The organism is Mesorhizobium sp. M2C.T.Ca.TU.002.02.1.1 (genome assembly GCF_003997225.1).
This window is the reverse complement of sequence record NZ_RZTO01000001.1, coordinates 12,179-35,706: the sequence shown is the minus strand read 5'-3', so window position 1 is coordinate 35,706 and position 23,528 is coordinate 12,179. Positions and strand designations below refer to the sequence as shown.

Annotated in this window: 19 protein-coding genes and 1 tRNA gene; 5 read left to right on the top strand and 15 right to left on the bottom strand. The window is 65.5% G+C overall.

The window, feature by feature from the left end; all coding sequences use genetic code 11:
• Positions 1-1,359 (top strand): HAMP domain-containing sensor histidine kinase (locus EOD07_RS00170; RefSeq protein WP_164771989.1); only part of this gene is annotated, 1,359 nt, incomplete at its 5' end.
• 187 nt (positions 1,360-1,546) lie between these two features.
• Positions 1,547-1,623, top strand: a tRNA-Arg gene (locus tag EOD07_RS00165).
• Between the two features lie 182 nt (positions 1,624-1,805).
• Here the strand turns inward: EOD07_RS00165 and EOD07_RS00160 are convergent.
• The gene (locus tag EOD07_RS00160) at positions 1,806-2,765 is read right to left on the bottom strand and encodes an aldo/keto reductase (RefSeq protein ID WP_127233441.1); all 960 of its coding nucleotides are present in this window, start codon (positions 2,763-2,765) and stop codon (positions 1,806-1,808) included.
• Between the two features lie 174 nt (positions 2,766-2,939).
• Here EOD07_RS00160 and EOD07_RS00155 point away from each other — a divergent pair, with 174 nt between their 5' ends.
• Together EOD07_RS00155 and EOD07_RS00150 are read left to right on the top strand one after the other, a co-directional pair.
• Complete coding sequence (locus tag EOD07_RS00155; RefSeq protein WP_127233440.1) at positions 2,940-3,836, top strand: AraC family transcriptional regulator; 897 nt, start codon at positions 2,940-2,942, stop codon at positions 3,834-3,836.
• Positions 3,837-3,971: 135 nt separating this feature from the next.
• The gene (locus EOD07_RS00150) at positions 3,972-4,502 is read left to right on the top strand and encodes a dihydrofolate reductase family protein (RefSeq protein ID WP_127233439.1); all 531 of its coding nucleotides are present in this window, start codon (positions 3,972-3,974) and stop codon (positions 4,500-4,502) included.
• A gap of 21 nt (positions 4,503-4,523) precedes the next feature.
• Here the strand turns inward: EOD07_RS00150 and EOD07_RS00145 are convergent, their stop codons facing one another.
• Genes EOD07_RS00145 through EOD07_RS00130 form a run of 4 tightly spaced genes read right to left on the bottom strand, consistent with a single transcriptional unit; the run spans position 4,524 to position 8,875 of the window.
• The gene (locus EOD07_RS00145; protein WP_127233438.1) at positions 4,524-5,360 is read right to left on the bottom strand and encodes an N-acyl homoserine lactonase family protein; all 837 of its coding nucleotides are present in this window, start codon (positions 5,358-5,360) and stop codon (positions 4,524-4,526) included.
• A gap of 17 nt (positions 5,361-5,377) precedes the next feature.
• Complete coding sequence (locus tag EOD07_RS00140; protein WP_127233437.1) at positions 5,378-6,370, bottom strand: ABC transporter permease; 993 nt, start codon at positions 6,368-6,370, stop codon at positions 5,378-5,380.
• Entirely contained in the window at positions 6,367-7,920 is a 1,554-nt protein-coding gene (locus EOD07_RS00135; protein WP_127233436.1) for a sugar ABC transporter ATP-binding protein, read from the bottom strand. Before EOD07_RS00135 ends, EOD07_RS00140 begins: the two co-directional genes overlap by 4 nt.
• A 19-nt stretch (positions 7,921-7,939) precedes the next feature.
• Positions 7,940-8,875, bottom strand: coding sequence for a sugar ABC transporter substrate-binding protein (locus tag EOD07_RS00130; RefSeq protein WP_127233435.1), 936 nt, complete (start codon positions 8,873-8,875; stop codon positions 7,940-7,942).
• Positions 8,876-9,030: 155 nt separating this feature from the next.
• Between EOD07_RS00130 and EOD07_RS00125 the strand changes: the two genes are divergently transcribed.
• Positions 9,031-10,077 carry a LacI family DNA-binding transcriptional regulator gene (locus EOD07_RS00125; protein WP_127233434.1) on the top strand — a complete coding sequence of 349 codons (1,047 nt, stop codon included), beginning with the start codon at positions 9,031-9,033 and terminating at the stop codon, positions 10,075-10,077.
• Positions 10,078-10,261: 184 nt separating this feature from the next.
• Here EOD07_RS00125 and EOD07_RS00120 read toward each other — a convergent pair whose 3' ends face one another.
• The 10 genes from EOD07_RS00120 to EOD07_RS00075 form a co-directional block, all read right to left on the bottom strand.
• Entirely contained in the window at positions 10,262-10,912 is a 651-nt protein-coding gene (locus tag EOD07_RS00120) for a 4'-phosphopantetheinyl transferase superfamily protein (protein WP_245469697.1), read from the bottom strand.
• Positions 10,913-10,916: 4 nt separating this feature from the next.
• Positions 10,917-11,387: a GNAT family N-acetyltransferase gene (locus tag EOD07_RS00115; protein ID WP_245469695.1), complete on the bottom strand. Its 471-nt coding sequence runs from the start codon at positions 11,385-11,387 to the stop codon at positions 10,917-10,919.
• Positions 11,384-15,397, bottom strand: coding sequence for a Pls/PosA family non-ribosomal peptide synthetase (locus tag EOD07_RS00110; RefSeq protein ID WP_245469692.1), 4,014 nt, complete (start codon positions 15,395-15,397; stop codon positions 11,384-11,386). The genes EOD07_RS00115 and EOD07_RS00110 overlap by 4 nt, the downstream gene beginning before the upstream one ends.
• A 418-nt stretch (positions 15,398-15,815) precedes the next feature.
• On the bottom strand, positions 15,816-16,355 hold the full coding sequence (gene nuoB / locus EOD07_RS00105) for an NADH-quinone oxidoreductase subunit NuoB (protein WP_127233432.1): 540 nt from the start codon (positions 16,353-16,355) through the stop codon (positions 15,816-15,818).
• Positions 16,356-16,478: 123 nt separating this feature from the next.
• The gene (locus EOD07_RS00100) at positions 16,479-17,999 is read right to left on the bottom strand and encodes an NADH-quinone oxidoreductase subunit C (protein ID WP_127233444.1); all 1,521 of its coding nucleotides are present in this window, start codon (positions 17,997-17,999) and stop codon (positions 16,479-16,481) included.
• 20 nt (positions 18,000-18,019) lie between these two features.
• Entirely contained in the window at positions 18,020-19,471 is a 1,452-nt protein-coding gene (locus tag EOD07_RS00095; RefSeq protein WP_073984547.1) for a hydrogenase 4 subunit F, read from the bottom strand.
• Entirely contained in the window at positions 19,468-20,130 is a 663-nt protein-coding gene (locus EOD07_RS00090; RefSeq protein WP_041003621.1) for a hydrogenase-4 component E, read from the bottom strand. The genes EOD07_RS00095 and EOD07_RS00090 overlap by 4 nt, the downstream gene beginning before the upstream one ends.
• On the bottom strand, positions 20,130-21,086 hold the full coding sequence (locus EOD07_RS00085; RefSeq protein ID WP_071069206.1) for an NADH-quinone oxidoreductase subunit H: 957 nt from the start codon (positions 21,084-21,086) through the stop codon (positions 20,130-20,132). Before EOD07_RS00085 ends, EOD07_RS00090 begins: the two co-directional genes overlap by 1 nt.
• The gene (gene hyfB, locus EOD07_RS00080) at positions 21,077-23,092 is read right to left on the bottom strand and encodes a hydrogenase 4 subunit B (RefSeq protein ID WP_127233431.1); all 2,016 of its coding nucleotides are present in this window, start codon (positions 23,090-23,092) and stop codon (positions 21,077-21,079) included. The genes EOD07_RS00085 and hyfB overlap by 10 nt, the downstream gene beginning before the upstream one ends.
• A complete protein-coding gene (locus EOD07_RS00075) occupies positions 23,089-23,400 on the bottom strand; it encodes a helix-turn-helix transcriptional regulator (protein WP_040984975.1) in 312 nt (103 codons plus the stop codon). The genes hyfB and EOD07_RS00075 overlap by 4 nt, the downstream gene beginning before the upstream one ends.
• Positions 23,401-23,528 lie beyond the last annotated feature (128 nt).

Sequence of the window (23,528 nt, the reverse complement as noted above, 5' to 3'; positions counted from 1 at the left end):
GTCCTGATCTTCCTGCCCTGGATCGCCAGCTACCGGGTCAACTGGCTGAAGGAGCGCTTGAGCACCGCCGCGGCCGTGTCGATCGTGCTCCTGCAGGGCGAGCCCAACGCGCTGTCGCACAACGCCCAGAACGACGTGCTGATGGCGATCGGCGCCAAGGCGATCGCCGTGCGCGACGGCGGGGTCTCGCGGCTGCTCGTCGTTTCCGACATGCCGCCCCAGGTCGACGAGCATATCGATATCGCCGATGTCGGCCTCGTCAACGGCATGACCGGCGCGCTCGACACGCTGTTCTTCGGCGGCAAGCGCATGCTGCGCGTCTTCGGCCCGGTCGGCGACAGCGACAAGGAATTCGAGCTGATCATGCCGGATTATCGCTTGCGCGATGCCATGCTGAGATATTCGCGCAATGTCGCCGTCGTCTCGCTGCTCATCTCGCTGTTCACCGCCATGCTGGTCTATGCGGCGATCGACCTGATCATGATCGGGCCGATCCGCACCATGACGCGCTCGATCCTGTCCTTCTCCGAGGCGCCTGACGATCCCGGCCGCGTCATCTCTCCGACGGACCGCTCCGACGAGATCGGCGTGGCCGAGCGCGAATTGGCGCAGATGCAGGACCGGCTGCAGAAGATGCTGTCGGAACAGAAGCACCTCGCCGATCTCGGCCTGGCCGTGTCGAAGATCAACCACGACATGCGCAACATCCTGGCCTCCGCGCAGCTGATGTCCGACCGCCTGCGCCAGGTGAAGGACCCGACCGTGCAGTCCTTCGCGCCGAAGCTTCTGCGCGCGCTCGACCGCGCCGTGTCCTATTCCGAAGGCGTGCTTCATTATGGCCGCACCCAGGAGCCGGCGCCGTCCCGCCGGCGTCTGCGGCTGCGCCAGCTCGTCGACGACGTGCACGGCCTGCTCGATATCGAGGAAGGCATCGAATTCATCAACGCCGTGGAGATGGCCTTCGAGGTCGACGCCGATTCCGACCATCTCTTCCGCGTGCTCACCAATCTGTGCCGCAACTCCATTCAGGCGATGGCCGCCGACACGGAAAGGACGGTGGTGCGCCGGCTGGCGGTCGCGGCCGAGCGTCATGGCAGCGTCAGCCGCATCACCGTCACCGACACCGGCCCAGGCCTGCCGCCCAAGGCGCGCGAGAACCTGTTCGCCGCCTTCCGCGGCTCGGCGCGCAGTGGCGGCACCGGCCTCGGCCTGGCGATCGCGCATGAATTGATCCGCGCCCATGGCGGCACGGTCGAGCTCGTCGAATCGATCGGCGGCCGCACGGTCTTCGCCGTCACCATTCCCGACCAGCCGGTCCGGCTCGACCAGGCGCGCAACGGTCTGCGCCGCCCCGCTTGAGGTGTACCGATATTCAGGTAAGGCCGGCCTGCAATCGCGACACGCCTCAGCAGGGATGAAAACACCCGCGACAAAACTTTTGCCGGATCGGCTTGCAATTCTCAAATTCAGTCGTTAGGGAACACTCCACATCGCGGCCGGCCGTCTCGACCGGATCGCGGGGCTTGTGTCAAACACGGCCTGTTGCGCGCCCGTAGCTCAGCTGGATAGAGCACCAGACTACGAATCTGGGGGTCAGGAGTTCGAATCTCTTCGGGCGCGCCAATACTTCAGATGTTCCGCCGAACCTCACCCTTTCAATGGCCGATTTGAAACGGCTTTGCATCGTTGGATAGATTCGCGCGGCTGAGAGAACTGCGGCGAAGAGGCAACTGCCCGGTCACAGGCAATCATCCCGCGGATCGGGATGATCGTCTGCCATATAGCTTCGCGCATTGGTCCGAGGCTCAGCCTTCCATCTCTTGCTCCCACCAGCCGCGGGTGTTCACGTTGGCGGCGTCGGCCAGAGCTTCCAGCTCCGCAATGTCATCGCCAGAGAGCGCCATGCTCGCAGCTCGGACCAGGCCATCGATGTAGTTGGGCCTGGTAACGCCGATGATCGGCGTCGTGCCCTTGGCTATGGCCCACGCTATCGCGACATCGGCGGCTGCCGCACCTTGGCCTTGGCCGATCGAGGCGAGCTTGTCCGTCAGCGCCTTCAGCTGAGGCAGCATGCCGTTGTAGGTCTCCGCCCGGTTGCTGCCTTCCGGCAGCGGATTCTCCGGACTGTACTTGCCGCTCAGGGCGCCTTGTTCAAGCACCATATAGGCGAAGAACGGGATGCCGTGGCCGCGGCAGTAGTCCAGGATGCCGGCGTCCTCGGAGCTGCGGTAGAGCAGGCTATAGTGGTTCTGGACGGCTTCGACCCGGAATCCGGCTTCTCCGAGGATCCGGTTGGCGAGCTCGATTTCGCTCAAATTGTGATTCGAGACGCCCACATGTTTGACCTTCCCGCTTTTCAGCAACGGGATCAGCCGCGGAGTCCACCGCGCAACATCCGCCGGATTGTGAATCCAGTAGAGGTCGATGTAGTCGGTGCCGAGGCGGGCCAGGCTCTGCTCCAGCATGTCCGCCACCGCATCGTTGCCGGTTCCCGCGGCCTGCGGAGTGAACTTCGTGGAGAGCTGGTAGTCGCTGCGGGCGAAGCGCTTCAGCGTCTCCCCGAGAACGGTCTCGGAACGGCCCATGCCGTATACCGCGGCGGTATCCCACAGGATGAAACCGGCCGCATGCGCCTTGTCCGCGACCTCTTCCAGGCCCGCCTGAGTGAGGTGGCTGCCGAAGTAGCCGTCGCCGGTCTTGCCGCTGTCGCCCCAGGCCCAGGTGCCCAGTGCGACTGCGGGGGTCTTCAGATCATCGGTTGTCATGTTTGCTCCATTCGTGTTCCGCAGCCAGGCGTGCTGTGACCCGGGCGCCGCTGACACTATGATGCGCAGCGACGCCGAACCGCTCGCCCGATGCGCCGGGATTTCTGCCCAATCCTCCACGAGCCGCGCGGATTCGCTTTGCCGCCCTTGCGCGCGCGTGCGATGGTCCGATTTATGGAAACACTGAGCGAAATAGCGGCCGTGATTGCCCGGCACGTCTCGAAGGATGGCTTCCACGCCACACCCATCGAACGTGTGACGCTTGTTCGATCCTCCACGGTGACGATGCCGATGCCGAATGTCTACCGGCCGCAACTGGTTCTCGTCGTGCAGGGGCGAAAGGAGGTCACGCTGGGCGACCGCGTGTTCAGATACGCACCGGGGCGCTACGGGGTCGTGACCTACGACCTGCCAGCCATAGGCCATGTGGTCGAGGCGACGCCCGACAAGCCCTATCTCTGCCTGTACCTCGATTTCGATCCGGTCATGCTGGGGGACCTGGCGTTGCGCGTGCCGCCGCCGGGAACGCCCTCCTTGCCCATAGGCAAGACGGTGTCCGACGCCGGTGCCGATTTGCTCGACGCAACGCTGCGTCTGCTGCGCCAGCTCGACGATCCGGCAGCGCTGCCCGTGCTTGGGCCGCTGGCCGAGCAGGAAATTCTCTACCGCCTGCTTGCCGGCCCGGACGGCGCCAGGATGCGTCACATCACCTCCGGCCAGGGTCGGGTGGCCCAGATTGGCCGCGCCATCGCCTGGATCGGGCTGAACTTCCGGGAACGGTTCAGCATCGAGCGGCTTGCCGCTGAAGTGGGCATGAGTCCGTCGAGCCTGCACGAGCACTTTCGCGCCGTGACGGCGATGACACCGCTGCAATTCCAGAAGCAGCTGAGGCTGCAGGACGCACGCAGCCTGATGCTGGTCGATGACATCGATGTCACGACCGCGGCCTTCAGCGTGGGTTACGAAAGCCCGTCGCAGTTCAGTCGCGAATATCGCCGCCACTTTGGAGAACCGCCGCTGCGCGACATAGCCCGCTTGCGTGCCTCCCCGGCCTTGGCGGTGGTGGCTTGAGCAAAGCCTGCCCGGCACCGGTTCAAATCGGCATTCATGCAGGCCAAAACCAATTGCAAAATAAAATCAGTCGACCTAACCTGAACCGATTGCACGGCGCAATCAGATAGCGCGAATGCCATTTGAGGAACAGGCATGGCCAAGCTCGTCTTCGGAATGAATCAGTCCCTCGACGGCTACGTCGATCACACGGAGTTCGGGCCAAGCCCTACGCTCTTCCGCCACTTCATCGAGGATGTGCGGCGGAAGGCGGGGAGCGTCTACGGCCGCCGCATGTATGAAATCATGCGCTACTGGGACGACGAGCATCCCGAATGGGATGCCGAGCGACAGGCCTTCGCTGCGGCGTGGCGGAACCAGCCGAAATGGGTCGTCTCGCGCTCGTTGCAGTCTGTAGGTCCCAACGCCACGCTCCTGGAAGATGATCTCGAGAGCGCGATGCGCAAGCTGAAGGCCGAGCGTGACGGCGAGATTGCGGTCGCCGGCCCGGATCTGGCGCGAAGCCTCACCGAACTCGGCCTGATCGATGAGTATCGTATCTACCTGCATCCCGTGGTGCTCGGCCGCGGCACGCCCTATTTCGCAGGGCCCCGGCCGCCGCTCCGTCTCATGGCTCATGAGCGGATCGACGAGGATGTGATCAGGTTGACCTACGTCCCTGCCTGATCCCGCCATGTCCGCCGATGGTCAGGTCAGCCGGACGATCTTGAAGCCCTCGACCTCCTTGACGACCGGATGGCCCTTCCAGCGCTCGACATCGTGCAGCACGACAAGCTTCGACAGGTCGCCGCCGAGCTCGTCATTCATCTTGTCGATGGTCTTCAGCTGCTCCCAGACGCTGCACACCGCATTGTTGAGCGGGACATAGACGCCGTCGTGATTGTGCCCGGTGAGCTGACGGCGCGAATAGACGCAATCGCCTGAGATGACGCGGCGGCCCGCGTCGGTGTCGACGAGCACGAATTGCTGGCCGATCGTGTGGCCGCTGCCGAGCCGCGCATGGATGCCGGGCAGGATGTTGTCCTTGTCCCCGTCGACGAGCGTCACGCGATGCTCGATCGAGGCTTCGAGGGCGGTGCGCAAATTGTCGGGATCGATGATGGCAGTCAGATGCGCGAAGCGCCTCGGCAGCGCGATCGCCTCGTACCACGACAGCAGCTCGCTCTTCTGGATGTGGATATGCGCGCGCGGGAACTCGGCGATCGAGCCCATATGGTCGAAATGCGCGTGGGTGACCACGATGTCGCTGATCTGGTCGGGCGCGATGTCGAGCGCCGCCAGCATCCGCACCGGCGAGATCCATGTCGGAATGCCGAACTTCTGCGAGAAGCTGTGCTCGTCCTGCATGAAGCCGGTGTCGATCAGCACGTTGCGTTCGCCGTTGCGCGCGAGCACGAAGGAGAAGGGCAGGTCGACCACGCCGTCATTGTACATGCCGCTGATGAGGTCGACCCAGGGCTGCTCCTTGGAGCGCGCATATTCCATCACGAAGACTTGCCATTTCGCGGATTGCGGGACGGTCATGGGCATTCTCCTCCAATTCAGCTTTCGGCAAGCGAGCGGCCGAGGCTGGCGAGGCCGACCGCGACGATCAGGATGGCGCCCTGGAACACGAACTGCGAGAAGGTCGGCGCGCCGAAGATGTTGAGCCCGTTGAAGCCGAGCACGATGATGAGCGTGCCGATGAGCGTGCCCAATATGTGGAACTCGCCGTCGCGCAGCGTCGCTGATCCGAGGAAGACGGCGGCGAAGGCGGTCAGGAGATAGGAATCGGCGGCATTGGTCGTGCCGCTGCCAAGCCTGGCGGCAAGCAAGGTGCCGGTGAGAGCCGCGCACATGCCCGAAAGCACGAAGCCGAGGATCTTGATGCGGTCGACATCGATGCCGGCGAGCCGGGCCGCGGCGGGGTTGCCGCCGACCGCCTGGATCTCCTGGCCGATCGCCGTGCGCTCGACCAGCAACCACAGGCCGCCGAACACCAGCGCCATGAAGATGATCGGGTTGGGGATGCCGAACAGCCAGCGCCCCAGCGCCAGCTGCAAGAAGGATTCCGGCACGCCGGAGACGATCGGCACGCCTGCCGAATAGGCGAAGGAGAGGCCGACCAGCACGGTGCCGACGCCGAGCGTGGCGATCACCGAATTGACCTTGAGCTTGGTGACGATCAGGCCGTTGACGACGCCGATGAGGGCGCCGAGCGCGAGCTCGATCAGAACCGCCACCGGGATCGGCAGGTGATTTGCCACGATCAGCCCGGTGACGAGCACGCCGTGCAGGCTGGCGGCATAACCGACCGAAAGGTCGAGCTCGCCGACGATCACCGCCATGGTCAGCCCGCCGGCGATGATCATGGCGAGGGACGCCTGGCTCAGCACGTTGATGAAATTGTTGTAGGTCGGAAAGGCGCGCGGCGACAGGAACGAGAAGACGAGGATCATCACGAGCAGGCCGATGATGGTGCCATAGCGCGCGAAAACCCCGAGCGCGGCCCTGGTGCTGGGCGAAAGGCGTCGCGTGTAGCCGACGTCACTCATGCGGGAACCCTTTCCTCGGTTTCGGCATAGCTTGCCTCGATGATTGCGCTGCGTGTGAGGTCGGTGCCGGCGAGCTCGCGCACGATCCGTCCTTCCGCCATCACCAGCACCCGATCGCACAGGTCGGGGAGTTCGTCCGGCTCGGACGAGATGACGAGCACGGCCATGCCGTCTGCGGCGAGCGCGCGGATGAGCCGGTGGATTTCGCCGCGTGCGCCGATATCGACGCCGCGCGTCGGCTCGTCGAGGATGAGGATCTTCGGCTTCGAGCGCAGCCAGCGGCCGATGACCACCTTCTGCTGGTTGCCGCCGGAGAGCCGCCCGACCGGCTGTTCCGGCGAGCCGGCCCTGATCGACAGGTCGCGGATCGTCGCCTGCGCCAGCCGCGCGCGCTTGCGCGGGCTGATGAAGGGCAGGAGCGGGCTGGCAAGCAGCGGCGTAAGGTTGCCGAGGCTGAGGTTGAAGGCGATAGATTTGCCGAGGAGCAGCCCTTCCGTGCGACGTTCCTCCGGAACCAGGCCCAGCCCGGCGCGCACGGCGCCGGCCGGGCTGCGCGGAGCGAACGGCCTTCCCTCTATCGTCATGGTGCCGGCATCGGGCCGGTCCGCGCCATAGAGCAGCCGCGCAAGCTCGCTGCGCCCGGCGCCGACGAGGCCGCCAAGCCCGAGCACCTCGCCGCGGTGGAGATCGAAGCTCGCCTCGCTTACGCGCGGCAGACGGCGCAGGCCCCGCGCCGACAGCATGACCTCGCCATGCGTTGCGTCGCGGGACTTGGGCAGGTGCTCGACCGCCCCACCCACGATTGCTTGGACCAGCCGGCGCCGTGTCAGCTCGGGACCCTCGAGGACCGCGACCGACCGGCCATCGCGCAAGACTGTGACGCGGCTGCACAGGTCGAGGATCTCGTCCAGCCGGTGCGACACGTAGAGCACCGCCACGCCCGATGCCGAAAGCCCCCGGATGATGGAGAAGAGCTTGCGGCATTCGCCTGCCGACAGCGACGCGGTGGGCTCGTCCATGACGATGAGCCGCGCCTTCCACACCAGCGCCCGGGCGATGCTGATCAGCCAGTTCTCGGCCGTCGACAAGCTCTTGGCCGCGGCATCGAGCGGCGCGGTTATGCCGACGCGCTCGATGATCGGCGCGACGTCGCGCTGGATCGCGGCCCAGTCGACCAGGCCGAGCCTCGTCTTCTTCTTGGGCAGGCCGAGCATGATGTTCTCGAGCACCGTCATGTCCGGCACGAAGGCGAGTTCCTGATGGATGAAGCTCATGCCGAGCGCGCTCGCTTCATGCGGCGATGCGATCGCCACCGGCCTGCCCTCGATGGCGATCTCACCCGTATCCGGCTGGGTCAGGCCGGCCAGGATGCGGATCAATGTCGACTTGCCGGCGCCGTTGGCGCCGACCAACCCATGCACTTCGCCGGGCAGCACGGAGAGCGCCGCCCCATGCAGCGCCTGCGCTCCTCCGTAGGATTTGCCGATCGCACTCGCCGCCACGAACGGCACCGCGGGCGGCGCCGCCATCGATGTCGGGACAGGGTTCATGGCGAAGCGTGCAGGTTTCCTATTTCATGGCGTCCGGATGCTTGGCGATGAAATCGTCGATCGTGTCCTTGGTGACGAGCACCGCGGGCACCTCCACCGCCTTCGGCTTCCAGTCCGCGCCGGCCTTGCGGATCTCCGGCAGCAGTTTGACCATATTGTAGCCTTCTGTATAGCTGTCCTGCCAGGCGGTCGCGGTCATGAAGCCGTTCTTGATGTTTTCCAGCGCCTGCGCGTTGCCGTTGACGCCATAGACCTTGACGTCGTCACGGCTCTGCGCCCTGAGCGAACCGATGGCGCCGATCGCCGGATCGTCCCAGCAGCCCCAGATGGCGAGATTCTCCTGGCCTGCCGGATGCGAGGCAAGCCAGGCATTGGCGTATTGCGCGCCGTCCTCGAAATAACCGGGGATGCGCACCTCGTTCTTGGTGACCTTGATGTCGGGATTGGCTTCCAGCGCTTTGTCGAGCTCGACCTCGCGGTTCCGGCACACCTCGCCGGTGTGATAGGTCAGCGCCAGGATGGAGCCCTTGCCGCCCATCGTCTTCAGCATCAGCTCGTCGACCGGCACCACCATCGGCCCGCCCGAGCCATTGGTGGCGGCGACCGAGCTTCCCAGCCCGCCGCCCCAGGTGACGACCGGGATGTTGGCCGACTTGGCGGCCTGGAGCCCGGCCCCGATCGAGGAATAGGGAAACACCATGTCGACGATCGCCGCCGAGCCGCGCTGCGCGAAATTCTGGATCGCGGCATTCGCCTGGTCGGCACTGCCCGCCGCATCGATGACGGAAACGTCCCAGCCGATCTCCTTGGCGGCGGCCTTGGCGCCGACGATGTAGCGGGCGTTATTCGCCTCGGTCGCCGAGATCGAGACGATGCCGACCAGCGGCGTGTCCGCCCGAGCGGGAACCGCTCCGGCCGCGGCCGCCAACGCAGCCCCAATGACTATCCACTTCATGATCTCCTCCCTTTGACGTACGGCGCCTACCTCGCCGAACCGTTTCGCTAGATTATGCGGATAACAACGGCAATCAAGCAAATTTTCGGTGATTTAGCCTAGACAAAGGCCATTATGGCGACCAAAACTCAACTAATCGATTAGCTGGGTTCGCTATGGCCACCATCAAGGACGTTGCCCGCGCGGCGGGGGTATCGACCGCAACTGTGTCGGCGGTGATCAACGATTCCGCCTATGTGAGCCCGGAATTGCGGGCCCGCGTCCTGGCCGCCGTCCGTGACCTCAGCTATGCGCCCTCGCTCGCCGCGCGGAACCTGAAGCGCGGCCGCAGCCAGTTGATCGCCCTTGTCGTCGCCGATCTCGCCAACCCCTTCTTCTCGCGCGTCGTGTGGGCGGCGGAAGCGGCGGTCGCCGCCTGGGGCTATTCGCTGCTGATCTTCAACAGCGACGAGAAGCCGGAGGCCGAGCGCCGCATCCTCGCCCGTGTGCGCACGCTCTCCTGCGACGGGGTGATCCTGGTCCCGGTCGGCGATTCGACGGAGCATCTGCAGAACGATCCCGACGGCAAACCGATCCCGACCGTGCTGTTCGGCCGTACCGTCGCCGATGACAGGTCGGATACGGTGACGATCGACAACATATCGGCCGGCAGGCAGGCGACGGAATATCTGCTCGATCTCGGCCATACCCGCCTCGGCACGATCACCGGGCCGCTGCATGTCACCACCGGGCGCGGCCGCCTCGATGGCATGCTGGCGGCAATGCGCTCGCGCGGTCTGACGCTTGAATCGCGCTATATACGTTCGGGCGAGTTCCGCGAGGATGCCGCCTACTCGGTGGCGCGCAGCCTGCTGGAGCAGCCGGAGCGGCCGACGGCGCTCTATGTCGCGAGCGGCCTGATGGCGCTCGGCGTGATGCGGGCAGTCGCGGATCTCGGGCTGCGCTGTCCCGGCGACATCTCCATCGCTTCCACGGATACCATCCCCGGCATCGGCGGTCTGCGCCCACGCCTGACGCGCACCGAGCATCCGCTGGTCGACATGACCAACGAGGCGGTGCGGCTCTTGGTCGACCAGATCAGGCGTGGCGGTCCTGCCGAACGGCGCAACGTTGTCTTTCAGCCGTCGCTGGTGGTCGGCGACAGCTGCGCGCCGGTCGCGGCACAGTCCGCACCGCCGCCTTCAATGAGCCCTGCGCCATGATCCGGATCAAGGCTTGCGCCTGCGGTCGGCACGGCCCCCTCTCAGCCGGCGCCAGAAAGTTCACAAGCGTCTCAACTCGCCTGCGGTGCGGTTCGCGCCTGCACGAGCAGCCGGCGCTCGAACGCCCACAACAGAAGCGGGCAGGCTAGAAGAGCCGCCGAGCCGAGGCCGAGGCCGGCATGCCTCACGCCGTATAAGCCAGCGCCAGAATTCTTGGGGTGGTCGTGAAGCACACCATCAACTTGCGGCCGGATGACGTGACCGCCTTACCGGCTTCGAAATCGACGGCGATGTCTTCAAAACCCAGCACGCGGCCGTCGAGCGGAAACGATGCCTTGTAGACGGCCTCCTTGACGGCAAACAGGACCCGGCTGCCTGTGCCGGCCTCAAGATCGCCAAGGCGGTCCTGGGGCGTGGCCACGATCGCCTCCAGCTCCCGAGGCAAGGGCAGGGCGGGTTCGATGTCGACGCCCACGCTTCTCATGGCGCCGGATCGCGCGGCGACAGCCACGGCGAGGTCGTCGTCATGCGCTATCGAGCCGATGATGCCCGCGGGCCAGATCGGGTTTCCCAATTGGCCACGCGGCACGGCGGGATCCGCGCACCCAAGCCGCCGAAGCAGTTCATGCGCCACCTGGCGGCCCGCCCCGCTGGCCGTACGGGCCCGGGGCTCGCGTGCGGCGATGGAAGCGCTTTCCGCCGCTAGAAGAAACCGTTCGTCTCCGGTGCGAATAAGACGGCAACCGGCGGTCAGGCCTGGCGGCATGAGGTCCGTCAATGCGCGATCGACCGCCGCCTCGATGTCAGGTCGCGCCTCGTTCGGTGGGGTGTTCAACGCCCTATCCGCCCAATTCGAGCACGGCGATCATCTCGCCGTCTTCGTCCAGTCCCTGCTCCACGAAACCGAAGCCGGCGTAAAGCTGGCGCGCGGCCTCGTTTTCCGGCTCGTAGCAGATCGAGACTCGGTGGACATGGCCAAGGCGCGCAATCTCCTCCAGCGCCTTGGCGACGGCGGCGCGGCCAAGGCCCTTGCCCTGCTCGCGCCGGTCGATCATGAAACGATAGATGATCGCTTCGTCATCGTCGTCCGGCGCGCTGTACATCAGGAATCCGACGACGCGCCCTTCGGTGACCACCGCGCGAGGGATGGCTTCGTCATCCTGGCGAGCCTCGGCCAGCGAGTCCGCGTTGGAAGCGACGAGGCCTTGTTGTGCGGGCGACAGCTCGAGCGCCAGTATCGCCGCCCGGTTGCCCTTGCCGACCGGCTCCAGGGCGACCGGCGGGTCGCTGATGCCGGCGGCGCGCGTCACGGGGCGTGCCCGATTTCCATCGCGCGGGCATCGATCGGCGTCACGACGCCGTAAAGTTTTGCCGGGTTGCCGCGCCAGACCGTGTTCGGCTCCAGCACCTCGCCCTTCATGACGAAGCAGTCGACGTCGGCCACGGACCCCTCGCCCATCACCACCGCGTAGTGAACGAAGGCGGAAGGCGCCAGCGTGCAGCCATTGCCGATGCGGATGTAGTCGGACTTGAACGCGCCTTCCTCCAGCGAGTGCGGCTGGATCACGCAGCCCTCGTTGAGCGTCACGTCGTCGCCGATCTCCACCAGCGACCGCTCGGTTATGATGCAGCCGCCGTCATAGAGCCGCAGCCCGACCTTCACGCCCAGCAGGCGCAGGATCAGCGGCCGGAACGGGGTGCCGGTGAACAGCCCCATGATCGGTGAATCGGACAGCTTCCAATGGCGTTCGTGCCGCCAGAAAACCGGGTCGTAGATCGTCGCCATCCTGGGCTTCAGCCGGCGGAAGGCGAGGCTGGCGCGCTCGAGGAAGATGTAGAACGGAATACCGATCGCCGTGGTCAGCACCACCGCCACGAACAGCGCCGTCTCGCCCCATTCGGTATAGTAGTTGAGCGCCCGGTCCCAGATGGCGAGCGTCAGGAACAGAATCACCCATTGCGCGGCCACGAACATCAGCGCGGTGACGAGATTGTGCAGGTTCTTGCGCGGCAGGCGGCGACTGCGCTCCTTGTCGGAGATCAATCCGAGAAGCTCCTTGTCGCGATTGACCATGCGCGGAATCTCGAAGGGCGGCGAGCCCAGCAGCCCGACATTCTCGCGCATGGGACCGTCCACCGGCACGTGGACCTTGGTTCCGAGCAGGCAATTGTCGCCGACGCGGGAATCCGGTGAGTAGATGATGTTGTTGCCGAAGAAGTTGCGCTCGCCGACCCGCGTGTGCTCGAGGCGGAAGGAGTTGGCCGACTTCTGCATGTTGACCATGAACAGACCGTCGGACACCATGGTTTCCGAGCCGATTTCGCTGAGCTGCGGATTCTCGTGCCGCTGGTTGGTGCCGAAATTCGAGCCGGTCTGATCAACCTTGTTCAGCTGCCAGCCGAGGGCGCGCAGATAGTAGACGATGGCCGAGCTGTCGCCGAACAGGACGTTCAGCAGGCGTACATTGCTCACCAGCTCGAGCATCGATTGCAGCCAGTAGTGGAAGCCGTAGAGCGAATAGTTCCGGCCGGGTTTCAGCATGAGGTTGAACAGTCTTGGCACGACGGTCGCCAGCAACACCCCGCCGACGATGAAGCCCGCCACCGTGACCGTGGTACCGATCGCCACCAGACCGATCGTCTCCTGATAGTCGTCGCCGACATTTTCCCAATAGGTATGGAAGAGCAGCGGAAAAGGCGTGACGATGGCGAAGAGGATGAAGAGCTGGATCGCCTCATAGATGACCCGGCGCACTCTCGACAGCGGTACGTTGGGGACGGTGCAGTAGTCGGCCTCGGTCGGGATCGCCGGCGAGCCGTGCCTGCGCTCTCCCGCCGGAATGGTCTGTCCGCGATGCAGCGATGAAGCATGGCCGAGCTGGGCGCCGTCGCCGATGCGAGTGTCGATGTCCAGCGTCGAGCCGACGCCGACAAAGGCGTTGTTGCCGATGTTGACCGGGCCGGTGTGGATATAGCCCGCCTGGGCTCGGAAACCGAGGATCGTCGAGTCCTTGCGCAGGATCGAGTTGTCGCCGATGGCGATCAGGTCGGTGCAGACCGGAACGGCTCGGCATTCGATGACGGTGCGTTCGCCAAGCCTGGCGCCGAGCAGGCGCAAATAGAGGCTGTAGAGCGGGCTGCCGCGGAACAGCACGACCGGAGCGCTGCGGACCAGCGTCTTCACGATCCAGAAGCGGTAATATCGCCAGCCCCAGATCGGGAAGGTTTCGGCCTTCCAGCGGCCGACCAGCAGCCATTTGGCGGCGATTGCGAAGCCGCTCAATCCGAAGAACACGCCGGCGGACAAAATAACGCAGCGCATGTAAAGGACGCCCGGGTCGTCCAGGGCATCATAGACCCAGTTGAGGCCGTCATTGATCGCCCAAAGCGCGACATAGCTGTAGACCGCGTAGAACAGCAACTGGCCGAATCCCGTTGCCCAAATAGCAAGATTGGACGCCCGATGCGTCAGCATCGGCTCGCTCGCGGCAATAGCGGTCGTTTGCGGCTCGCGCAGGTAATCGGAGAGCTTGGCGACCGTCGGATGCAGGTAGATGTCGCGCATCGACGTCGTCGACCACGCCTTGCGAGCGCGGATGCGGGCGCAGAATCTCGCCATCAAAAGAGAGTTCGCGCCGAGATCGTCGAAGAAGTGATCCTCGATGGAGATATCCTCGAACTTCAGCACGTCCTGCAGCGCGTCCACCAGGAACGCCTCGTCCTCGTTGCGCGGATCGACCATCGCATGGCCGGATGCGACACGCGCGCTGGTCGGCTTCGGCAATTTCCTCAGGTCGACCTTGTTGGAGACCGTCATCGGGATCGCGGGCAACTGCTCCAGATAGGCCGGAACCATGTAATCCGGCAGCCGGCGTTTCAGCTCCTGCACGAGCACGGTGCGATCCACCCCTTCGCCTCCGACCTTGGGCGCATAGTAGCCGACAAGTTCCGTGCGCTCGGGTTCGATCTCCCAGGTCGTGACCGCCGCCTGCGCGATGCCTGGCTGGTCGAGCAGCACGGCCTCGATCTCGCCCAGTTCGATACGATAGCCGCGGATCTTCACCTGAGTGTCGATGCGGCCGTGATATTCGATCTCGCCCTTGTCGTTGATCCGGCCAAGGTCGCCAGTCCGGTAGATACGGCCGCTGGGATTGTTCGGCAGCCCGATGAAATCCTGGATGAATTTCTGGTCCGTCAGTTCCGGCCGGTTGAGATAGCCGACCGCCACGCCCATGCCGCCGATGCAGATTTCCCCCAGCTTGTCGCCGGTCAGCACCGTCGGCTTTTCCGGGTCGAGGATGGCTATCGAATAGGTGGGCAGCGGCCTGCCGATCGTCACCGGCTCGTCCGGCGTCAGCAACGCCATCGTGGCGGTGACCGTGGCTTCGGTCGGGCCGTAGGTGTTCAGGATCTGGCGGCCAGGCTTCGCCCAACGCACCACGAGTTTATGCGAGCAGGCTTCGCCGCCGACCAGGATCGCGCGCAGGCTCGGCGCGTCGCTCTCGATCGACGACAAAAGGGTCGGGCTGCAGGCCATGCATGTGATCTGGTGTTCACGCAGGAAAGCGGCGAGCTCCTCGCCGACGAGGGGCTGCTGACCCGGAGCCGGCACGACCGTGGCGCCGGCGGTGAACGGCACCCAGATCTCCTCCGAGGAAAAGTCGAAGGCGATGGTCATGCCCTGGTAAACCCGATCACCGGGTTGATAGCCGTAGGACGCCGCGGCGACGCGGATGAAGTTGCAGAAGCTCTCGTGGGTGATGACAACGCCTTTCGGCTTGCCGGTGGTGCCGGATGTATAGAGGATATAACAGGTTTGATCCTGGACGCCGTCCGGCAAGGGGGCTGTTTCCGGCTGGAGAGCGATCTCGGACTCCGCGGAGTCGATTGAGATATGCGGTACCGGCAGGCGCGCCACGCGCGCCGCATAGCCCGAGACGCTGATCACCAGCGTGACATTGGCGTCGTCGATGATCATCACCATGCGGTCTTCGGGAAACGCGGTGGCCAAAGGCACGAAGGCCGCCCCGGCCTTCATGACGGCCAGCACGGCGATGTATGTCTCGGCGGAGCGGTCCAGCAAGAGGCCGATCCGGTCGCCCGGCTTGACGCCACGCTCGATCAGAAGATGCGCGAACTGGTTGGCGCGGTTGTTCAGCTCCCGATACGACCAGGCACGGCCGCCGGAAATGACCGCGGGCGCGGCATCGAAGCGGCTCGCCAGGTCGCCGAAGAACCGGTCGAGCCTTTCGTCCGGCGCGCCCTTCTGGATGAAATCGGGGCCGATCAGGATTTGCTCGCGCGGGGACGATCCGGCCATTGCTTCGGCATGGCGAGAGCTTTTCTTGGCAGGCTTTATTGCTTCATGAAGAGACATTGGAAACCCCGCGAGCGCGTTCGCTCGCACTATGGAAAAAACAATAGGCTGGTGATGTCGGGCCAGTTGCCCCGTCTTACGGCCGATCTGAGCTGCTCAGCGCAGCGTATCGGACCGGAAGCTGAGACGACTTCGCAGGCCTATGCTGCTGCCCTGATGGCCGATCCGTGACGATCATGCAGCTTCACGATCATTTGATGAGGCCGTGTCCTGTGCGGCGGTCAACCGCCGATGACGCCGAGATCAGCCTCATTGAGGCAATAGGGTGCCTAGCGGAAATCGCGGATGCGGCGCTTGGGCGGCGGACGCCGGCGTGAGCGCAAGCTAAGTGCTCCGGTCTCGCCAATGCAGTTGGCCGGGATCAAGAAACTGAAGCGCCACCCCTCCCGTTCGCCCCGTCGAGCAGGGCGATCAGCCCCTTCAGGATCTCGATGGGCGGCGGCGGGCAGCCCGGGATGTGCAGGTCGACCGGCACCACGTCCGACACGCCGCCGACGACGGCATAGCTGCCGGCGAAGCAGCCGCCGTCCTTCGCGCAGCCGCCCAGCGCGACCACCCATTTCGGATTGGGCATCGCGTCGAAGGTCCGCTTCAACGCCTCGCACATGTTCTTGGTGACCGGCCCGGTGACCATCAGCACGTCGGCATGGCGGGGCGAGGCGACGAAGCGGAAGCCGAAGCGCTCGATGTCGTAGAAGGCGTTGTTGAGCGCGTGCATCTCGAGCTCGCAGCCATTGCAGGAACCGGCGTCGACCGCGCGGATCGACAGGCTCCGGCCGAGCCGCTTACGGGCAACGCCGTCGAGCGCGCGCGCCAGTTCGTCGACAGCCGCGTCGCTGACTTGCGGCGGCCGCTCGGTCAAGGGCGGACGGATCAGGCTTTCGAAGAGCAGCTTGCGCATGGCGGTGTGCCTTGGCCCAGGTTGGAGCAGTTCAGCGTCCGATAGAATCGCCGACCTGCTCCAACTCTTTGTTTTTGCGCAATTCCGGACGGAAAACCGCTGCGCACTTTTCCTGGAATTGCTCTAGAGATCATGGCCGGAATAGGAGCAGTTGAACGATTTGTTGCAGATCGGGAAGTCGGCGACGATGTTGCCTTCGATCGCCGCTTCCAAGAGCGGCCACTGGAACCATGAAGGGTCGCGCAGGTGGCAGCGCTCGATCGTGCCGCCCTCGCCGATGCGTAGCCAGACCAATATGTCGCCTCGGAAACCCTCGACCAGCGCCATGCCCTCGCGCGGCCCATCCGCGGCTCCATCCGCCGCGACCTCGACGAGGGTCGGGCCGGCGGGCAGTCGCCCGAGAATCTGCTCGACCAGCGACAGGCTCTGCTCGACTTCCCGCACGCGGATCCAAACGCGCGCGTTGACGTCGCCCTCCTGCAGCACCGGCACATCGAAGGCGAGCTCGTCGTAAGGCGCGTAGCCCGGCGCGCGCCGCGCATCGAAATCGCGGCCCGAGGCGCGCCCGACATAGCCGCCGGCGGCATATTGCCGGGCAAGCTCGACCTTCAGCCGGCCGGTCGCCACCGTACGGTCCTGCAGCGAGGCGGTGTTGTCGTAGAGCTCGACCAGATGCGGGAAGCGCTGCCGGATCTCCGCGACCAGCGACCGGATGGCGCTGGTGCCGGCCTCATCCAGGTCGCATGCCGTGCCGCCGGGCAGGATGCGGTCGCGCATCAGGCGATGGCCGAAGGCCGCGTCGGCGGCGCGCAGCACGCGTTCGCGCAGCACCCCGCAATGCGCATGCATGATCGCGAAGGCGGCGTCGTTGCAGATGGCGCCGATGTCGCCGAGGTGATTGGCCAGGCGCTCCAGCTCGGCCATCAGCGCGCGCAGCCATATCGCGCGCGGCGGTGGCGCGACGCCGAGCGCGGCTTCGACGGCGCGGGCGAAGGCCAGCGAATAGGCGACCGTGCTGTCGCCCGAGGTCCGGCCCGCCAGCTTGGCCGCGCGATCGAGCGGCGCACCCGCCATCAGGCCTTCGATGCCCTTGTGCACGAAGCCCAGCCGCTCTTCCAGCCGCACCACCGTTTCGCCGCCGGCCGTGAAGCGGAAATGTCCCGGCTCGATGATGCCGGCATGCACCGGCCCGACCGCGATCTGGTGGAGGCTTTCGCCCTCCGCCGTCAGGAACCGGTAGGAAGAGGCGGACGCCGGCCCGCCGGGTTTCGCCGCCAGCGGATGGCTGATGCCCCATTGGCCATGATCGAGCCAGCGGCGGGTGTCGGGCAGGCCTTGCGGCGCCAGCCCGAACAGGTCCGCCGCGGCGCGTTCCAGCCGCAAGGCGGGCGGATGATACTGGCCGACCGACGGGTAGCGGCCGCCCCGGCAGTCCAGGCTGATCACGCCGATGTCGAGCGTTTCGTCGAGAAGCGCCATGTGCGCCTTGTCCGGCTCCCCCCACAGGCCGAGCAGGCTCCAGCGGCCATTGGCGAGCTGCTCGACGGCGAGGTTCCAGACCTTCGGGGCCACCACGGCGCGGCGCCAGGGCGCGTGATGCCCGACCTGGCGGTCGGCCTCGATGAGATCGGCAAGTGCGGGCATATTCTTCCGGGTCATGCGCCTCACCCCAGGATCCCGGCGACATGCTGGAACCACGCCACCAGCGGCGCCGGCAGATAGATGCCGGCGGCAAACACCAGAGCGAGGTGCGAATACATCGGCACGTAGGACGCCTCGACCGGCGCCATGCCGCCGCGCGGCTCGCCGAAGGCGACGCCGGTCAGTCGCAGCAACAGCGCCCCGAAGGCGAGGAGCAGCCCGAACACCAGCGGGATCGCCAGCCACGGATGCCTGGCGAAGGTCGAGCTGACGACCAGGAATTCGCTCATGAAGATGCCGAGCGGCGGCAGGCCGGCGATGGCCACGACGCCGATGACGAGCGCCCAGCCAAGCCCGGGATGGCTTTCGGTCAGCCCCCTGATTTCGGAGATCTTCTGCGTGCCCTTGACCTGCGCGATATGGCCGACGGCGAAGAAGATCGCCGATTTGGTCAGGCTGTGCATGACCATGTGCAGCAGACCGGCGAAGTTGGCGAGCGGGCCGCCCATGCCGAAGGCGAAGACGATGATGCCCATATGCTCGATCGAGGAATAGGCGAACAGGCGTTTGATGTCGCGGCGGCGGTAGAGCATGAAAGCCGCGAAGATCAGCGAGGTCAGTCCCATCGTGACCATCAGCGGGCCGGGACCGATGGCCTGCGGGCTCGCCGCGAGCAGAAGCTTGAAGCGCAGCACGGCATAGAGCGCGACGTTGAGCAGCAGGCCCGACAGCACCGCCGAGATCGGCGTCGGGCCCTCGGCATGCGCGTCGGGCAGCCAGGCATGCAAGGGCGCGAGGCCGACCTTGGTGCCGTAGCCGAGCAGCAGGAAGATGAAGGCGACGCTGAGCAGCGCGGGGTCGAAATGCGCCGCCTTTTCGATCAGCACCGACCAGACCATGGCGTTGGTGCCCTCGCCGACGACCGGCTGCGCGGCCATGTAGACGAGGATCGTGCCGAAGAGAGCGAGCGCGATGCCGACGCTGCCGAGGATGAAATATTTCCACGCCGCTTCCAGCGCCTCATGCGTGCGGTAGATGCCGACCATCAGCACGGTGGTCAGCGTGGCGAGCTCCACCGCGACCCACATCAGGCCGATATTGTTCGACACGAAGGCGAGGTTCATGCCGAACATCATGATCTGGTACATCGCATGGTAGAACCGGAGGTTCGGCGCGGTCAGGCGCCCGGTCTCCAGCTCATGCGCGATATAGGACGCGCTGAACACGCTGGTGGTGAAGCCGACGAATGTGTTGAGCACGATGAAGACGATGTTGAGGTCGTCGACCAGCAGATATTGCCCAGGCGCCGGCCGGTCGGTGACGAACAGCGAGAGCGCCGCAAGCAGGGTGAGCAGGCTGGCCACGACATTGACGGCCGCCGTCATCCGATAGTTCGGCAATGCCGCCAGGATAGCCGCTGCGCCCGCCGGGATGAAAAGGATCGCGGCCACGGCATCGAAGGAGAACCCGCTCACCGGCGTTCTCCCCGGTAGTCGTCAAGCGCGCCGATATCGACCGAATCGAACCGTTCGCGGATGCGGAACAGGAAGACGCCGATGACGATGAAGGCGATCAGGATCGAGAAGGCGACGCTGATCTCGACGACCAGCGGCATGCCCTTGGCGCCGGTGGCGGCCAGAACCAGGCCGTTTTCCAGCGACATGAAGCCGACGACCTGGCTGACGGCGTTGCGCCTTGTGACCATCACCAGCAGCCCCAGCAGGATGATCGACAGCGCGAAGGCGAGATCCTCGCGGGCGAGCGGGTCGGCCTCGGGCGTCACCCGAAGCATCAGCACCATGGAGAGCGTCACCAGTCCGATGCCGGCGAGCATGGTCGGGCCGATGCCGACCGCGGTCTCGATGTCGCGATGGATGCCGAGCCGCTGGATGATGCGGTGCAGCCCGACGGGAATGACGATCGCCTTGAAGACCAGCGCTATCGCCGCGGTGATGTAGAGGTGGTGCGCGTCCTGGATATAGGCCTGCCAGGCCACCGACAGGGCAAGCATGACCGCATGCAGCGCAAAGACGTTGATCAGCGCGAACAGCCGGTCCTGGTAGAGCATCATGAAGGAGATCAGCACCAGGCTGCCGGCCAGCAGATGGGCGATGTCGAAGGTGAGACCGTTCATCACAGGCTCCGCGAGACGAACAGCAAAAGCGTGCCGAGCAGCGCCAGCATCAGCGCCGCGCCCAGGAAATCCGGCACGCGGAAGACACGCATCTTGGCGACCGCCGTCTCGAACACGGCAAGCAGGATGGCAAGCACCGTGAGCTTGCCGAGATAGGCGACGGCGCCGATGGCCAGCGCCTTCGGCCCTGCGCTTGCGCCGTCCAGACCCCAGGGCAGGAAGACGCAGGAGATCAGCGACATGTAGAGCAGCAGCTTGAGAAAGGTGGCGAGCTCGATCATCGCCAGATGGCGGCCGGAATATTCCAGGATCATCGCCTCATGCACCATGGTGAGCTCCAGATGCGTGGCCGGATTGTCGACCGGAATGCGCGCATTCTCGGCGATCGCCACCATCACGAGCGCAATCAGCGACATGCCGAGCGACACCCTCAGTCCGACTTGCGGAGAGCCCATGAAGGCGGCGACGGTCGAAAGCTGCGTGGCGCCGGCCACCAGCGCCAGGCTGAAGACGATGAGCAGCATCGCGGGCTCGGCGAGCGATGCGATCATCACCTCGCGGCTGGCGCCGATGCCGCCGAAGCTGGTGCCGACATCCATCCCGGCCAACGCCTGGAAGAAGCGCGCGCTGCCGAGCAGCGCCACGATGACGATGAGGTCGGCGGTCCAGCTGAATTCGAGGCCGGCGGCGAATGTCGGGACCAGCGCCGCCGCCACCCAGGTCGCGGCGAAGATCAGATAGGGCGTCACGCGGAACAGCCAGGAGGCGTTGTCGGCCAGCACCACCTCCTTGCGCATCAGCCTGACGAGATCGCGATAGGGCTGGATCAGCGGGGGTCCTTGCCGCCGCAGCAGCCTTGCCTTCACCTTGCGCACGAAGCCGATCAGAAGCGGCGCCAGCAGAAGCACGACCAGCATCTGCGCGCCCTGCACGGCCAGCTGGAAAATCATGGCCATAGCGCAAGCACCAGAAGCAGGATGACCAGGTAGAGGAACACCAGCGTCAGATAGCGGCGGATGGTCAGGAACTGCAGGTGGTTCAGCCGCTCGGTGGCGAAATCGATCGCGCCGGTGACCGGCTGGTAGAAGATCTCCCAGGCCACGTCATGCATATCCACCTTGAGACGCGCCGGCTCGAGGGAGCCCGGCGCCGGCATGTCCACCGTCTCGCGGGCCCTGAACGCGAAGCCGCCGAAGACGCGGCGAATGGGCTGCGCGAAGCTGACGGCGGTGTATTGCGCGGCCGGCACCGCGTCCGCGAAGCCGCACCCCCAGGCAATGCCCCGGCGCAGCGCATGCGAGGCGAAGCGGTGGATGAAGAAGGCCGCAAGCGATGCCGAGACGGTGATGAAGACGAACACCAGGAGGCCGTTATAGGAACTGCGGCTCTCGGCGATCGGCACGATCGACAGCCAGGGCTGAGCCATCTGCACCGGCATGCGGTCGCCGATGAGCGAAATCGTTACCGGCGACAGGGCGTCGATGACGAAGCCGGGCAGGATGCCGGCGAGCAGGCAGAGGGCGGCCAGCACCGCCATCGCCGCCAGCGACCAGCGGTCGACCTCATGCGCCCGTTCCACCGCCGCCGACCGCGCCCGGCCGAGGAAGGTGATGCCGAATGCCTTGACGAAGCAGGCCGCGGCCAGCGCCGCCGCCAGGGCCAGCAGGCCGCCGACCGCGGGCACGATGACCTTCAGCCCCCATTGCGGCAGCTCGGGGCTGCGCAATATGGCCTGGAAGACCAGCCATTCGGAGGCGAAGCCGTTGAAGGGCGGCAGCGCCGAGATCGAGACGCAGCCGACGAGGAAGACGAAACTGGTCACCGGCAGGCGATGGATGAGGCCGCCGAGCTTTTCCATGTCGCGCTCGCCGGTTGACGTCAGCACCGCGCCGGCGCCGAAGAACAGCAGGCTCTTGAAGAAGGAATGGTTGAGCACATGGAAGAGCGCCGCGGTGAAGGCCAGCGCCGCGGCCGAGGGCATGGCATTCGCCTTGAAGGCGAGCGCAAGGCCGAGGCTGGTGAAGATGACGCCGATATTCTCGATGGTCGAGTAGGCAAGCAACCGCTTCAGGTCCTTTTCCATCAGCGCGTGAAGGATGCCCAGCACGGCTGTCACGCCGCCGATGAGAAGCACCGCGACACCCGACCACCATGCCGGCTCGCCAAGCAGGCCGAACACCACGCGGATGAAGCCGTAGATGGCAACCTTGGTCATGATGCCGCTCATCAGCGCCGAGACGTGGCTGGGTGCTGCCGGATGGGCAAGCGGCAGCCAGGCATGCAGCGGCACGAGGCCGGCCTTCGAGCCGGCGCCGAGCAGCATGAGAACGAGCACCGCGCCCGCCGCGAGCGGGCCGGGATGCGCCGTCCGCATCGCGTCGAACGCGTAGGTTCCCGCCGGTCCGGCCAGCAGGCCGAAGGCAAGCAGCAGCGCCATCGTGCCGAAGCTCGCCATAACCAGGTAGATATAGCCGGCCCGCCTGTTGGCCTCGTCGCGGTGGTGCGCCATGACCAGCGCCCAGGAAGCGAGCGACATGAATTCCCAGGACAAGAGGAAGCTGAAGGCGTCGTTGGCCAGCACGACGAGGTTCATGCCGGCGAGGAACGCCGGGTAGAACGGCAGCACCCGATGCGGCGCCGATTCGTGCCGGCCGTAGCCGAGACCGTAGAGGCTGGCGATGGCGCCGCCCAGATTGACGACGAGGAGGAAGAACGCCGACAGGCCGTCGAGGCGGAATCGGGCGCCGGTCCAGGGCAGGCCGAGCGGCAAGGTGGCGGACGCCTCGCCGGAGTTGCCGGCGAGATGGCCGGCAACGATCACCATCAGGACGGCTGAAATGACAAACGCGGCGCCATAGACCAGACGCGTCGCAAAGCTGTGCCGGCTGACGGCTGCGGCGAGGATGGCTGTCGCCAGGAGCGCGGCAGGGCCGCACAGCAGAAGCGCGACGGTCGAATTCACGGCTGGCTCCCGCCGGATTCGGCCCCGTCGCCATCGGCTTCGGATACCTTGGCCGGATCGAAACCGGCTTTCAGCCGCACGCCGCGTCCGCCGCCCTGGCTCACCGCGCCTTCCCCGATCAGCTCGATGCCGGATACCTCGAGCGCCGCGATCAGCTTCATCAGCGAATCGACATTGCCCCGGATGATCGAGCCGCTGGCTTCCATGCGCTGGATCGTCGGCACCGACAGGCCGGACAATTCGGCAAGCCGGCGCTGATCGATGCCGAGCAGCGATCTGGCGGCGCGCAATTGCGGTGCGGTTATCACCGAGGACTCTCTTGTTCAGTTCTGAGATATGAGGTCTCGGTGCTGTACCCTACATTAAAATGTCCTACCGTCAAGGATTGATGTTTGAAACATCTATGTTGATGGTGCTGGCCGGCCTCATAGGCGGA